Genomic DNA, 13,026 nt, shown 5'->3' with positions numbered 1-13,026 from the left:
GCTCACTCATACCCCTGCACCCCGGCAATGTGCCGCCCGGCGACATAGCCAAAGGTCAGCGCCGGCCCCAGGTTGATGCCACCCGACGGGTACCAGCCACCAAACACGCTGGCCATGTCGGTACCTGCTGCATACAGGCCTGCAATCGGTTGCCCGGCCTCATCCAGTACACGGGCATTGCCGTCGGTGCGCAACCCGGCAAAGGTGCCAAAACAGCCGGGCTTTACTTTCACCGCATAGAACGGCCCGTGCTCGATGGGCGCCACGCACGGGTTAGGGCCCTTGTGCTGTGGGTCACCCTGCTTGCGGTTGAACGGCGTGGAACCGCGGCCAAACGCCGGGTCCTGGCCGTTACGGGCATGGTTATTGAAGTCAGTGACCGTGGCGCGCAGCCCGGACGGGTCAATGCCGCAGGCCTGGGCGAGCTGCTCGAGCGTGGCGCCGCGTTTCAGGTAGCCGTTGCGCACATGCGGCCCTACCGGCAGCGGTGCCGGGCGGGCATGCCCCAGGCCATAGCGGCGCAAGAAGCGATGATCGCAAACCAGCCACGAGCACACCTCCTGGCCCTGCGGCACTGCAGCGACCATGGCCGACACATAGTCGTAATAGCCATGCGCTTCGTTGACGAAACGCTTGCCGTTGGCCAGCACACCGATAACGCCCGGTTTGCCGCGCTCGATAATGTGCGGGAAGTGGCCGACGCTGCCGTCGCGATACGGCACCTGTGAAACCGGTGCCCAGGCCACCGGCGACTTCAGGTCGGTGGCAACCACACCGCCGGCGGATTCGCCCAGGCGCAGGCCATCGCCAGAACACCCCTTGGGCGGCAGCGCCAGGTTGTCGTGGCCGCTGGCATCGCGCGGGAACAGTTGCTGGCGCCGGGCGTTGTCATTGGGGAAACCACCTGCCGCCAGCACCACGGCCTTGGCGCGGATCAGCTGCTCGCCCTGTGGCGTCGCGACCCACGCCCCGCGTACCTGGCCACCCTCGATCAGCAGGCGTTTGGCCGGCGCCGACGCTTGCAGGTGCACACCCAGGTCCTGTGCCGATTTAGCCAGGCGCGCCACCAGTGCCACACCGTTGACCAGGTGCATGGCCCGACCATGGCGGGCCAGGTGGTACAGGTGGCGGCCAAAGCGCTTGCACACGTGCAGCAGGGCTTTGGGTGAGCGGGTCATGTTGAGGAAGGCGGCAAGGTCGGCTCCGGCCATGATCGGCATGCCCATGAACGAGGTTTCGCGCATGGTCTTGCGCAAGCGTGGCAGCAGGGCGCCAACCTCGCGGGCATCGTAGGGCGCGGCGATCACCTGGTGGCCGCCAAGGGCTGCCCCCGGCGTATCGCCATGCATGTCCGGGATGCCGTTGCCGTCGGCAAACTGCAACGCCGTGTACTTCTCGAAAAACGCCACCATGTGCGGGCACGCCTCAAGGAAGGCATCGACGCGCTCGGCATTGTAGTTTGCCCCCAGCTCATGGCGCAGATAAGTCCGCGGCTGCTCGATGTCTTCCTCGATGCCGGCCCTGCGCGCCAGCGGGTTGCGTGGCACCCAGGCCCAGCCGCCGGACCAGGCGGTGGCACCGCCAAATACCGGTTCTTTCTCCGCCACGATCACCTTCTGCCCATGCCAGGCAGCCGTGACGGCCGCCGCCAGCCCGGCGGCGCCAGAACCTATGACCAGTACATCGCATTCGGTTTCGAGAGGAGCGGAAGGCATTGCGGGTTTCCTGTGCTTTTATTAGAACAATGTTCCACATTCTTATCAGCAGCGGGTGGTCCTGCAAGGTCAGGTTGGTCATGTCAGGCAAGAACTGGGCGATCATCGGACATTCGGGGTGGCCCGAGCTGCGCTGGCTAGCGACGATGTGGAATCATCTTCTAGAATTCGCAAAAAAATCAGGGACCTGTGACATGGCTGGTAGTCAGATCGAACGCGCCTTCAGTCTTGTAGAAAGCCTTACCGGTGAACCCCAAGGGCTGCCGTTACAAACCCTGGCCGAGCGCCTGGACATTCCCAAAAGCGCTGCCCACCGCATGCTCACTGAGCTGGTGCGGCTGGGCTACGTGCGCCAGAACCGGGAAAACAGCCGCTATCAGCTGTCGGCCAAGCTGGTAGCGCTGGGCTTTCGTTACCTCGCCAGCAACGGTGCCGACATCATCCAGCCGATTCTTGACCGCCTGGCCCAGGACAGCGGTGAACTGGTGCGCCTTGGGGTAATCGACGGTGCCCGGCAAACCTGGATCGCCAAGTCTCAGGGGGCCCGCTCCGGGCTGCGCTACGACCCGGATATGGGGCGCGACGCGCCGCTGTTCTATACCGCCTCCGGGCACGCCTGGCTGGCCAGCCTGGACGATGAGCAGGCGCTGCAGATGGTGTTGCGCCAAGGTATTGCCGACCCCGAACAGTTCGGCCCGAACGCGCCACGCTCCACCGACGAGCTGCTCGCCTACCTGCACCGCGCCCGCGAGCGTGGGTATGCCTGGGTCGAGGAAACGTCCGCCATCGGCACCTCAGCCCTGGCCGCAGTGGTACGTCGCCCGCAAAGTGACGAGGTGATCGGCGTGCTGAGCATCGCCGGGCCCAGCGCGCGGCTGGCACAAAGCCGCCTTACCGCGCTGGCACCGCTATTGCTGTCGGCGGCAGAAGAGCTGTCGGCGACCAGCCCCGCCAGCGAGCTGTTTGCCTGAGAGGATATTCCGGTCGATTACCGCACAGTCTGTTGCGCCCGTTCTTCTGAAAAGCTGAACTTGGTTCTAAATTGTCGAGTATGAATTTTGGAACCCGGTTTCAGAATTTCATAACAACAATGACAAGAGGACAGGCTGTTGAACGCACCCCTTCGTATTGCCTTGATTGGCGCCGGCATCATGGGCCGGCAGCATTACCAGCACTTGCGCAATGTGCCGCAAGCCCAACTGTGTGCGGTAGCCGACCCCGGCCCGCAGGCCGAGGCCTTCGCTGCCGAGTGCGGTGTTCCCTGCTTTGCCGACCACCGGCACATGTTGGCGCATGCGCGCCCTGAGGCAGTGATCGTCGCCAACCCCAACAACCTGCATGTCGCCACCGCCCTGGATTGCGTCGATGCCGGGGTGCCAGTGCTGGTGGAAAAACCGGTGGGCGTGAACCTGGATGAAGTGCGTGCTCTGGTGGAAGCCTCACGCCGCCGAGGTGTGCCGGTGCTTGTAGGGCACCATCGCCGACACAATCCGCTGATCGCCAAGGCGCACCAGGTGATCAACGAAGGCAAGCTGGGCCGTTTGATCAACGTTACCGCGCTGTGGCAGCTGCAAAAGCCCGACAGCTATTTCGAAACGCCCTGGCGCCGCGAGCCAGGGGCCGGTTTCTTGCTGACCAACCTGATCCACGACCTTGACCTGTTGCGTTACCTGTGCGGCGAGGTGGTGCAGGTGCAGGCCTTCACCCGCAACGATGTCCGCGGTTTTGCCAACGAAGACAGCGCCGCGGTGCTGCTGCAGTTTGCCAACGGTGCTCTGGGCAGCCTGACCGGGTCCGACGCGGTGGCTGCACCGTGGAGCTGGGAGCTGGACGCTGGCGAAAGCCCTGTGTACCCGCGCCAGGATGGCCAGCCGTGCTATCTGCTGGCCGGTACCCAAGGAGCACTGAGCATTCCCCAGCTCAAGCGCTGGCATTACGCCGAGGCAGGCTCGGGCTGGCATACGCCCCTGTTGCAAAGCTCGGAGAGCATCCCCGCCGGCGAGGCATTGACCCTGCAATTGCAGCATTTTGTGCGGGTTGCCCGGGGTGAACAGGCGCCGCTGATCGACGCTGCCGACGGGGGGCGCACACTGGCGCTGATCGAAGCGATAAGGCAGGCAGCCCAAAGCGGTCGGGCTTGCGCGCCCGAGCACATTGGCTGATACAACCTTACTATTGCGGGTGATGATAAATGACTGATCGAATTTTTTCCCTCGCGGCCCTGACGGTGCTCGAGCTGTCTCCACCGGACATGGTTGAGGCCGCCGCCCGAGCGGGTTACAGCCATGTCGGCCTACGGCTGGTGCCAGCCACCGAACAGGAGCGGCATTTCCCGTTGGTCGCCGATGCCGAACTGCGCCGGCAAACCCAGGCGCGCTTGCGCGACACGGGTATCAAGGTGCTCGACCTGGAGATCCTGCGTCTTGAACCGGCCACCTGTGTGGCCGATTTCGAAGCGATCCTGGCGGTGGGCGCCGAGTTGGGTGGTACTGAATTGCTGGTAGCGGGCAACGACCCCGACGAAGCGCGCCTGACCGAACGCTTTGCCGCATTGTGCGAGCTGGCGGCGCAATACGGCATTCACCCTCACCTGGAGTTCATGCCCTGGACCGACGTACGTGACCTGCGCCAGGCCATGCGGGTGGTGGCCAACGCCGACCGCGCCAATGGCTGCGTGCTGGTGGATGCCTTCCACTTCAACCGCTCCGGCTCTTCGCTGGACGACCTGGCGCAGCTGGCGCCGCAGCGCATGCGCTATGCCCAACTGTGTGACGTTGCTGGTCCGGTACCGGCCGACATGGACGAGATCCTGCGCCAGGCGCGTAACGAGCGACGCTTCCCGGGTGATGGCGATGCCGACCTGGTTGGCCTGTTGCGCGCCTTGCCGCCGAGCGTGCCGCTGAGCCTGGAAATCCCCACGCGGCAATTGCTGGAGCAGGGCATCAGCGGCGAACAGCGCGCGCGCATGGCGCTGGAGAAAGCCAAGGCGGTGTTGGCCGCGGTCTGATCGAGCGAACGTGGCGCATGGCACCGGCTGCGTCACGTTCGTGAGTGAATCCGCTCCCACGCCGAACATTGCCTTGTCGTTGTTGCTTCTCAAGAAACACCAAGCCAAAAAAAAGGGCCCGCAAGGGCCCCGTAGAGGTAAGTGGCTAGCGCTCTCAGGCGCTCTCGACCTTGCGCGGTGCCATGAAATACATCCACACCAACGCAAGGAAGTACATGGCCGGGATCATGGTAAACAGCACGGCATAGTTGTTGTTGGTAGCGGTCAGCACGCTGCCGACAATCTGCGTCATGAACATCCCGCCAATTGCCGCACACATGCTGCCGAAGCCGAATACGGTGCTCACCAGATGCTTGGGTGTGTAGTCCATCACCAAGCTCCAGATATTCGCCGTCCACGCCTGGTGCGCGCCCACCGCGATCGAGATGGCCGCCACCGCGACCCACAGTCCACTGGCGTTGGCGGCGAAGATGACGCTGAGCATGGTGCAGGCAAAGATCAGCATGGACACCAGCCGCGCTGTCGTGGCACGCACGCCACGGCCGATCAGCCACGACGACAGAATGCCACCCCCGATGCTGCCGAAGTCTGCCGTCAGCCAGATGATGATCAACGGGATCCCCATCTGGGTCACGTTGATGCCCAGGCTGTATTGCTGGTTCAGGAACGGCGGCAGCCAGTACAGGTAGAACCAGAACACCGGTGCGGTAATCGCATAGGCCACTGCAAAAGCCCAGGTGCCACGCAGGCGCAGGATACGGCTGAACGGCACGCGGGTCGGCTCGGGCTCATCATCCTGCTGGATGTACTGCACCTCGCTCTGACGCACGCGGGGGTGGTCTTCAGGGTTGTAGTACTTCAATACCCACAGCACGACCCACACCAGGCCCAGGCTGCCCATGGCGATGAACGCAGCCTGCCAGCCCCACACAGCCAGGATCAGCGGCAACAGCGCGGGGGTGACCATGGCGCCAACATTGGTACCGGCGTTGAACAGCCCCGTTGCAATGGCCCGCTCACCCGCCGGGAACCACAGGCGCACGGTCTTGACGCAGGCTGGGTAGTTGGCGGCCTCGGTCAGGCCGAGGATGAAGCGGCAAACCATGAAACCTGCCGCCGAGGTGGCCAGGCCGTGGGCACCCGTGGCCAGGCTCCACAGCAGTACAGCGAAGAAGAAGGCCCGTTTGACCCCGACCTTGTCGATCAGTCGGCCTTGCAGCAGAAAGCCGATGGCATAGCCGACCTGGAACCAGAAATTGATGTTGGCGTAGTCCATCGCCGTCCAGCTCATTTCCTTGGCCAGCACGGGCTGCATGATGCCGAGGGCGGCGCGGTCGATGTAGTTCAGGGTGGTGGCGAAGAACACCAGGGCGAGCATGCCCCAACGGGTCTTGCCGACGCCGAAGGCGCCGCGGAGCTTGTCGCCGATCGAGCCCTGGGACATCCGGGGCGCGGCGGGGGGGATCTTGGAGTGGTTCATAGACTGCTCGTTTCTTGAAATTGTATTCAGCTGCGGTGCTACGGGTACGTGACCATTTCCCAGGCAGGGGGGCACGCAAGGCCGGTGCATGGTGAGCAGTGAAGACGGCAGCGTCAATTCAAGAGACGGGCTACTGTTCGGTTATCGAACGGTTGCGTTGGCCTGCGGGCGCGGCAGGTATTCACGTCACTGAAGGGTAGAAGGCTTTGGCCCTGGTTGCCTGATGGGCGCAACACCGACATCAATGATGTGCACAGCCCCCGCTCAACGCTCTACCGGCCAGATACCCGAAGGTCATCCCAGGGCCAAGGGTAATGCCGCCGCTCGGGTAGTACCCACCCATCACGCTGTGCATGTCGTTACCCACTGCAAACAACCCGGGTATCGGCTGCCCTGCGTGGTCCAGTACGCGGGCTGAGGCGTCTGTGTCCAGGCCGGCGAAGGTGCCAAGGCTGCCTGGCAGCAGTTTCACCGCATGGAACGGCCCCTTCAGCAACGGCCGAAGCGACGGGTTAGGTGCCTGCTGCGGGTCGCCTTGAGCCCGGTTGTAGGCCGACGCGCCACGTAGAAAGGTAGGGTCTTCACCTTGTGCCGCATGATGGTTGAAGCCCGCCACCGTGCGCTGCAACTGCTCGGCGTCGATCCCGCAGCGCTGCGCCAGTTGCGCCAGGGTAGCGCCGCTGTGCAAATAGCCACTGCGCTGATAGAAGCGGGTAGGGAAGGGAAAGGGCTTGGCCCAACCGATGCCATAGCGCCGTTGCGCAGCATGGTCGCAGATCAGCCAGGCCTCCGGCTGCTCAGCCTGCGGCGTGGCGGCGAACAGCGCGTTCATGAAGTCGTGGTAGCAATCGGCTTCGTTGACGAAGCGCCGACCATCGCGGCGCACGGCGATGAAACCGGGCTTGGCACGGTCGATCAGGTGTGGGAAATGGCCATTGCGGCGCGGTACCTGCGATACCGGCGCCCAGGCGCCCCCGTGGGCGCCTGCCGCAGACACCCGCCCACCCGCCTGTTCGCCCAGGCGCAAACCATCACCGCTATTCTCCCTGGGCGCAGCGGAGTAATGCTGGTCACCGTCCGGCGCGTGCGGCATCAGTTGCGAGATACGCTGGCGATCATGTGGGAAGCCACCGCAGGCCAGCACCACACCACGCCGTGCGTAGATCGTTTGGCCATCGGCAAACAGCGCGCCGTTGACCCGTTCCTCGCACAACAACAGACGGCTGGCCGCTTTCTCGGTCAGCAATGTCACGCCACGATCAAGGGCGCTGCGCAGCAGGCGCGCCACCAGCGCGTTGCCATTGACCAGATGCAGGCCGCGACGGTGCAGCAGCAGGTCTCGGCCATGGCGCAACAGGCGCTTGCCAACATGCAGCGCTGCCTTCGGCGAGCGTGTGGCGTTGAAGAAGGCAGCCATGTCGGCACCTCCGGCAATGCCCATACCGGCCAGGCTGACGATGTCCAGCGGTGGGCGTAACGTGTGCAGCCAAGGCCCTAGCCGTCGCCCGTCGTAAGGTAATGCACACAGCGAGCGACCACCGCGTGCACTGCCATCGCCTTCACGCATGTCGGGCATACGGCTGCCGCACTGGAACTGCACGGCAGTGTGTTGCTGGAAGAACGCCACCATTTCCGGACCATGGCGCAGGAAGGCGCGTTGACGCGGGTCCAGCTCGCGGGTGTGGGTTTGCGCACGCAGATAGCGCTCCGGGGCATCGTCGGCTTCGACGATGCCTTCGGCGATGGCCAGAGGGTTGCGCGGTATCCACAACCAGCCCCCCGACCAGGCACTGGTGCCGCCCAGCTGGCTGGCTTTTTCCGCGACGACCACTGTCAGGCCGTGATGCGCGGCGGTTACGGCGGCAGCCAGGCCAGAGGCGCCGGAGCCGATGATGAGTACGTCACATTCAAGGGGGGGCATGGAAGGGGTCCGCTCGGCTGTTGGAAGAGGTGGCGTGTGGCTTACTGCAGCGGTGAGAAACCGGTCGGGCGCAGCAGCCGCGATTGCAGGCGCAGTACCGCGCCCAGCTCGCGGTTGCGTCGCGAGAATTCCGCCCAGCGTGAGTCTGCCGCCATGGCTGCGCGGCGCGCCATGCGGTCGTCGAGGCTGGCATAGCCCCAGATGTGTACCACTTGGTTGACGTCGCCGAACTCGCTGGTGAAAAAGCCCACCAGGTTGCCCAGGTGTTCGCTCTGCACCTCGAGTGCGTGGCTTTGGTACAGGGCCAGCCAGTCGGCCATTTTCAATGGGTCGAGGGTGTAGGTTCTGAGTTCGTAGTACATGCCGGTTTCTCCGTAGGGGTAGCCGGCGCCTGCAGGCGCGCGGTGATGTGGTTGGCAGCAAGCCAGCCGAAGGTGAGGGCAGGGCCCAGGGTGATGCCGGGGCCGGGGTAGGTGCCCTTCATCAGTGAGTTCATGTCGTTGCCGACCGCATACAGCCCGGGAATGGGCAAACCGCTGCGGTTCAGCACGTTGGCATCGGCGTTGGTCACCAGGCCACGGGCTGAACCGAGGTCGCCGGTGTGAATGCGGATGGCATAGAACGGCCCCTTGGTCAGGGGTGCCAAGCATGGGTTGGGCGTATGTTGCGGGTCGCCCATGTAGCGGTTGTAACTGTTGCCGCCTTTGCCAAATGCGCGGTCGATGCCATTGCTGGCATCGCTGTTGAACTGTGCAAGTGTTTGCGCAAACACCTGTGGATCGACGCCGATGGCCAGGGCCAGTGCCTGCGATGTGGTGGCCCGATACAGGTAGCCTGCGTCGATCAACGCCTGGTTGTTGACGGGCTTGGGCCGCGCCAGGCCAAGCCCGTACCGGTTCATTGCTTCGGCATCGCAGACCAGCCAGCAGCTGGCAATGCCGTTGGCGAACATGGTGTGCACGAAGTGGTGGTAGGAGTCGGACTCGTTGACGAAGCGCCGCCCGGCTTGGTCTACCGCAATCACGCCCGGCTTGGCGCGGTCGGTGACCAGGTGCGGGAAGCGCTCACGTTCACCATCGGCATGACGCAGTTCGGAAACCGGTGCCCAGAAAAAGTTGGCCGCCAGGCTCTCGCCCTCGGCTGCTGCCACGGCCTGGGCAAGGCGCAGGGCGGCTCCATCGTTGGCCGGTGGTGACATGGTCAGGTGCGGCGCCTTTTGAGCAGGGCGGTAGCCGGCGGCCATTGCGCCTGCTGCGAATCCGCCCATGGCACACACCACGCCACCACGGGCCATTACCCGCTCACGGCGGCCCTCGCGCTGTACGACCACGCCCGTGATCACGCCGTGCTCGGCGATCAGCTCCACGGCTTCGCTGCGCAACCACAACTGCGTGCCGTGGGCGAAGGCGCTGGTGGCCAGGCGGGCGATCAATGCGTTGCCGGTGGTAAGCCGGGTGCCGCGTGGGTGCTGCAGGCGGTCGCGCGCGTAACGCGCCATCAGCTTCAGGCAATGCCACAGCGACCTGGGTGAGCGGCGAATGCTGAGGAAATGCTGGATATCCACCCGGTTGACCATCATGCCGCCGAACAGCAGCATGCCGGGCGGTGGCATCTGCAGGTCCTTGAAGCGTGTGCCCAGGTGCTTGCCGTCGTATTCGACCATTTCCAGCGCCCGACCGAACTGAGTGGCGCCGGGTGCATCCGGGTAATAGTCGGGCGAGAGTGGGCGCAGGGCATAACGCAGTTCGGTGTTCTGCTCCAGCCAGCGCAGCGCTTGGTGGCCATGCTCGATGAAGGCATCGCCCAAGGCGGGGTCGTAGCCGTCGCCGATGACCTGCTTGAGATAGGTGCGCATTGCCTCGGGGGAGTCCTTGGCGCCGGCGTCACGGGCTTGGTCGGTGCCGTACAGCCACACCGCGCCGCCAGAAATCGCCGAGGTGCCGCCAAAGCGTTCGGCCTTTTCCACCACCAGCACCTTCAGCCCGCGGCGGGCCGCGGTGGCGGCAGCGGCAAAACCACCGGCACCGCTGCCCAGCACAACCAGGTCGAAGCTGTTGTGTGTGTGCTCCAGAGTCGTCATGGCTTCAGATCTCCAACGGTGTGACGCCCATGAAGGCGCCAAGGTGGCCCAGTTGGGCGAAGGCCATTTCCGGGCCAGTCTGGATCCTGCAACCTACTTGCCGCGCGCGGTTCAGCAGCGGGGTTATCTCGGGTGAGGTGACCACGTCGGCGACCAGGGTGTCTGGCTGCAGGGTAGCCAGCAGGGCGGCGGACAGCGGCAGCTCTGCGCGGGTGCCCATACCGACTGGGGACGCGTTGGCCACCAGGTCGAAGTCTTCCAGCCCATTGAACTGTGTGCTGACCGTGAGCCCGGGGAAGCCGTTGCCGAGCAGTTCGCATACAGCACCCATGCGTGCTGTGCTGGGGTCGCTGAGGGTAATGCTGGCGATCCCTGCCTCAGCCAGTGCATAGGCAATGGCACTGCCAACACCGCCGCAACCGATCACCAGTGCCCGTTTGCCCGCCGGCTCGAAGCCATGCTTGTGCGCAGCGCCGAGGAAGCCGGCGCCGTCCACGTTGTCGCCCAGCAGGCGTCCGTCGCGCTCGCGACGTATCACATTGACCGAACCCAGGGCAGCTGCGCGCTCACTCAGGCCGTCCACGCGGTTGGCCAGCGCCTGCTTGTAAGGCACGGTGACCACGCAACCGCGCAGGTTCTGCCAGCCACGCAGGGTATCCGCAAAGCTGTCCAGCGCCGCCTCGTGCAGGTCGAAGGGCAGCATGGCGAGGTTGCAGTTGTTGTGGTTGAACCAGGTGTTGAAGTTTTCCGGAGACTTCACCTGGGCGATGGGCGAACCGACGATGGCGACCAGTTCAGTGGAACCTCGAATCATGCTGACCTCCTTATTGGCGTTGTTATGGAGGCAAGGGTGAGGCAGAGGGACGCGTGCAACAATGCGTCAAGCGGCCACTTAATGCGATAATCGCAGTCATGATCCGGTTATCGCAGTAATCGGCTGTTTTTGTTCCTCTGGTAGCGAGTCGAATGCATGAACACACCCGCCATCCATCCCCGTGACTTGATCGCGGGCTTGCAGAAAGGCCTGGCGCTGATGCAACTGTTCAGCGCCGAGCAGCCGCGCCTGAGTGTGCCGCAGGCGGCCAGGTTATCTGGCCTTACGCCCAGTGCGGTGCGGCGGTTTCTGCTGACCTTGGTGCACGAGGGCTTTGCCGAAACTGACAGCCGGGAGTACTGGCTGACCCCCAAGGCCTTGCGCATCGGCCAGGCCTATGTGGACTCGGCGCAACTGCCGCGCATGCTGCGGCCGATTGTTGAACAGGTGGCGCGGCAGACCCAGGAGCACGTATCGGTGGGTACCCGCGATGGCGATGAGATCATCCATCTGGTGCGTAGCCGGTATAGCCATGTGGCGTCTTTGTCGATCAGGCCGGGCTCGCGGGTACCCATGTATTGCACGGCCGGCGGGCGGGTCTGGCTGGCCTGGCTGGAAGAGGGGGAGCGGGACGAATACTTTGCCCGTCAGCCGCTGCGGGCGTTGACGCCTTACACACTGACAGACCGGGCGCAGCTGGGCGCTGAGCTGTTGCGCGTGAAGGGGCAGGGGTTCTGTATCGTTGATCAGGAATATGAAATCGGTATGCGGGTGCTGGGGGTGCCATTGCTGGGACGGGCCGGTCAGTTGAAAGCGACGCTGACCATCACGACTCATGCTTCGCGGTTGAGTATTGATGAGATACGGTTGCGGTATTTGCCGACCCTGTATGAGGCACAGGCGTTGCTTCGGCCAGTGCTGGATTGACGCAGGCATGGCGCAGTCTGCGGGCATGGCGCCATGCGTGTGAGAACGGGGCACCCAGAAAGGTGGCTTTGCTCGCCATTTGGGCCGCTGGACGGCCCAAACCTGTTGACTGGCAGGCTTCAGCATCCGGCTCGGTAGCCGGTAGTGGCTTTCAATTAATGAGCCAACCCTGGTCCCCCTCGATCAACGTCCCTCCATGACTGGTGGTGTCACCCTCCCTTGCTGCGGGGTGGCCCTCGATGATTGTGCAGGCAGCGCCGGTTTCGATAACGGCGCCACAACTGATGCGATCGCCCACACGAGCGACGGCCTTGCCATCCACGAATGTTGCATTTGCGCCGGTTTCCACAGTGCCTTCGCCATGGAGCGGGCAGCTATGACGATGGCCTACCAGTACGATGGGTTTCATTTGCGCTTCCTTTTGCCGGGTTGAACGGGGGCTTCTTCGAAGGCTGCTGGTGGCGGTGGCGCTGCTCGGACGTTGAACAGGCGGCAGATGCCATACCAGCAGAGGGCGACGGAGAGGTTGTAGGGAAACAGCACGGCCCAGAACGGCAATTGCCAGTTCTTTTTGCCCTGCATTTCACCGGGCTCGCCGGTTCGCCAAGGGGCATAGTGGCGCCAGGCTTCTGCCGGGGTCAGGCAGATGGCGTGAAGTGGCTTGTGCCACCAGTTGGGTTCACCGGGCGGGGGGAGTTTGTCCGGGCCGTGGTCCATGAAGTGGCGGAGGTATTCCCACACTTCGGCCACATGCTTGACGCCGGGTTCGGTGGGTTCGTTGCTGTCGATCCAGAGGCAGTCTTTTTGATGCAGGCTGCCGTCTTCCCGCCGGGGGGCGAAGGCGAGGGCATAGCTGGTGCTGAATGATGAGCCGCCGTATTCGGTGCGTTTGAAGATGCCACCTCCGGTGTTAGCCCATTCGAATACGAGTACCTTGCTCAAACGTTGGTAGTAGATTTTTTGGGTTGATCGATTGAAGCAGAAAATTGATAAGCGTTTTATGAAATATATTCGATAGGCTAAGAATGGGAGGAAGATTAAAGGTGCAATTAGTGTAAGGAGGATAAAGGTATAACTAAAGG

General features: G+C 63.7%; 12 protein-coding genes. 4 read left to right on the top strand and 8 right to left on the bottom strand.

Annotated elements, in window-relative coordinates; translation table 11 throughout:
• Positions 1-2: 2 nt before the first annotated feature.
• Positions 3-1,715, bottom strand: coding sequence for an FAD-dependent oxidoreductase (locus tag ACK59Z_RS15535; protein WP_003250851.1), 1,713 nt, complete (start codon positions 1,713-1,715; stop codon positions 3-5).
• Between the two features lie 194 nt (positions 1,716-1,909).
• Here ACK59Z_RS15535 and ACK59Z_RS15530 point away from each other — a divergent pair, with 194 nt between their 5' ends.
• The 3 genes from ACK59Z_RS15530 to ACK59Z_RS15520 all read left to right on the top strand — a co-directional run bounded on the left by ACK59Z_RS15530 (position 1,910) and on the right by ACK59Z_RS15520 (position 4,722).
• The gene (locus tag ACK59Z_RS15530) at positions 1,910-2,686 is read left to right on the top strand and encodes an IclR family transcriptional regulator (protein WP_108190715.1); all 777 of its coding nucleotides are present in this window, start codon (positions 1,910-1,912) and stop codon (positions 2,684-2,686) included.
• Between the two features lie 138 nt (positions 2,687-2,824).
• Positions 2,825-3,877, top strand: a complete 1,053-nt coding sequence (locus tag ACK59Z_RS15525; RefSeq protein WP_409293395.1) for a Gfo/Idh/MocA family protein — start codon at positions 2,825-2,827, stop codon at positions 3,875-3,877.
• A 29-nt stretch (positions 3,878-3,906) separates the two neighbouring features.
• Positions 3,907-4,722 carry a sugar phosphate isomerase/epimerase family protein gene (locus tag ACK59Z_RS15520; RefSeq protein ID WP_409293393.1) on the top strand — a complete coding sequence of 272 codons (816 nt, stop codon included), beginning with the start codon at positions 3,907-3,909 and terminating at the stop codon, positions 4,720-4,722.
• A 154-nt stretch (positions 4,723-4,876) separates the two neighbouring features.
• On the opposite strand, the gene ACK59Z_RS15515 is transcribed toward ACK59Z_RS15520, so the two are convergent.
• From ACK59Z_RS15515 to ACK59Z_RS15495, 5 genes are all read right to left on the bottom strand, one after another.
• Entirely contained in the window at positions 4,877-6,202 is a 1,326-nt protein-coding gene (locus tag ACK59Z_RS15515) for an MFS transporter (RefSeq protein ID WP_003250858.1), read from the bottom strand.
• A 241-nt stretch (positions 6,203-6,443) separates the two neighbouring features.
• Positions 6,444-8,123, bottom strand: coding sequence for an FAD-dependent oxidoreductase (locus tag ACK59Z_RS15510; protein ID WP_108190717.1), 1,680 nt, complete (start codon positions 8,121-8,123; stop codon positions 6,444-6,446).
• Between the two features lie 41 nt (positions 8,124-8,164).
• The gene (locus ACK59Z_RS15505; RefSeq protein ID WP_003250862.1) at positions 8,165-8,485 is read right to left on the bottom strand and encodes an NIPSNAP family protein; all 321 of its coding nucleotides are present in this window, start codon (positions 8,483-8,485) and stop codon (positions 8,165-8,167) included.
• Positions 8,446-10,203 carry an FAD-dependent oxidoreductase gene (locus tag ACK59Z_RS15500; RefSeq protein ID WP_108190718.1) on the bottom strand — a complete coding sequence of 586 codons (1,758 nt, stop codon included), beginning with the start codon at positions 10,201-10,203 and terminating at the stop codon, positions 8,446-8,448. Before ACK59Z_RS15500 ends, ACK59Z_RS15505 begins: the two co-directional genes overlap by 40 nt.
• A gap of 4 nt (positions 10,204-10,207) precedes the next feature.
• The gene (locus tag ACK59Z_RS15495; protein ID WP_070095737.1) at positions 10,208-11,017 is read right to left on the bottom strand and encodes a shikimate dehydrogenase; all 810 of its coding nucleotides are present in this window, start codon (positions 11,015-11,017) and stop codon (positions 10,208-10,210) included.
• 156 nt (positions 11,018-11,173) lie between these two features.
• Here ACK59Z_RS15495 and ACK59Z_RS15490 point away from each other — a divergent pair, with 156 nt between their 5' ends.
• Positions 11,174-11,944 (top strand): IclR family transcriptional regulator, encoded by a 771-nt coding sequence (locus ACK59Z_RS15490; protein ID WP_108078846.1) that lies wholly within the window; start codon positions 11,174-11,176, stop codon positions 11,942-11,944.
• 151 nt (positions 11,945-12,095) lie between these two features.
• Here ACK59Z_RS15490 and ACK59Z_RS15485 read toward each other — a convergent pair whose 3' ends face one another.
• Positions 12,096-12,353: a PAAR domain-containing protein gene (locus tag ACK59Z_RS15485; protein ID WP_108190719.1), complete on the bottom strand. Its 258-nt coding sequence runs from the start codon at positions 12,351-12,353 to the stop codon at positions 12,096-12,098.
• Positions 12,350-13,026, bottom strand: a 677-nt coding sequence (locus tag ACK59Z_RS15480; protein ID WP_409293389.1) for a DUF6708 domain-containing protein, incomplete at its 5' end; no start/stop codon positions are given. The genes ACK59Z_RS15480 and ACK59Z_RS15485, both read right to left, overlap by 4 nt.

The organism is Pseudomonas sp. KCJK9058 (assembly GCF_046230975.1).
GTDB lineage: Bacteria > Pseudomonadota > Gammaproteobacteria > Pseudomonadales > Pseudomonadaceae > Aquipseudomonas > Aquipseudomonas alloputida.
The sequence above is the reverse complement of the archived record's forward strand: the minus strand, read 5'-3'. Positions and strand labels throughout refer to the sequence as shown.

Bases quoted from the DNA above. Each gene is read 5' to 3' on its own strand.
- ACK59Z_RS15535 (WP_003250851.1), bottom strand. From the start codon at position 1,715: ATGCCTTCCGCTCCTCTCGAAACCGAATGCGATGTACTGGTCATAGGT.
- ACK59Z_RS15530 (WP_108190715.1), top strand. From the start codon at position 1,910: ATGGCTGGTAGTCAGATCGAACGCGCCTTCAGTCTTGTAGAAAGCCTT.
- ACK59Z_RS15520 (WP_409293393.1), top strand. From the start codon at position 3,907: ATGACTGATCGAATTTTTTCCCTCGCGGCCCTGACGGTGCTCGAGCTG.
- ACK59Z_RS15515 (WP_003250858.1), bottom strand. From the start codon at position 6,202: ATGAACCACTCCAAGATCCCCCCCGCCGCGCCCCGGATGTCCCAGGGC.
- ACK59Z_RS15510 (WP_108190717.1), bottom strand. From the start codon at position 8,123: ATGCCCCCCCTTGAATGTGACGTACTCATCATCGGCTCCGGCGCCTCT.
- ACK59Z_RS15505 (WP_003250862.1), bottom strand. From the start codon at position 8,485: ATGTACTACGAACTCAGAACCTACACCCTCGACCCATTGAAAATGGCC.
- ACK59Z_RS15500 (WP_108190718.1), bottom strand. From the start codon at position 10,203: ATGACGACTCTGGAGCACACACACAACAGCTTCGACCTGGTTGTGCTG.
- ACK59Z_RS15495 (WP_070095737.1), bottom strand. From the start codon at position 11,017: ATGATTCGAGGTTCCACTGAACTGGTCGCCATCGTCGGTTCGCCCATC.
- ACK59Z_RS15490 (WP_108078846.1), top strand. From the start codon at position 11,174: ATGAACACACCCGCCATCCATCCCCGTGACTTGATCGCGGGCTTGCAG.
- ACK59Z_RS15485 (WP_108190719.1), bottom strand. From the start codon at position 12,353: ATGAAACCCATCGTACTGGTAGGCCATCGTCATAGCTGCCCGCTCCAT.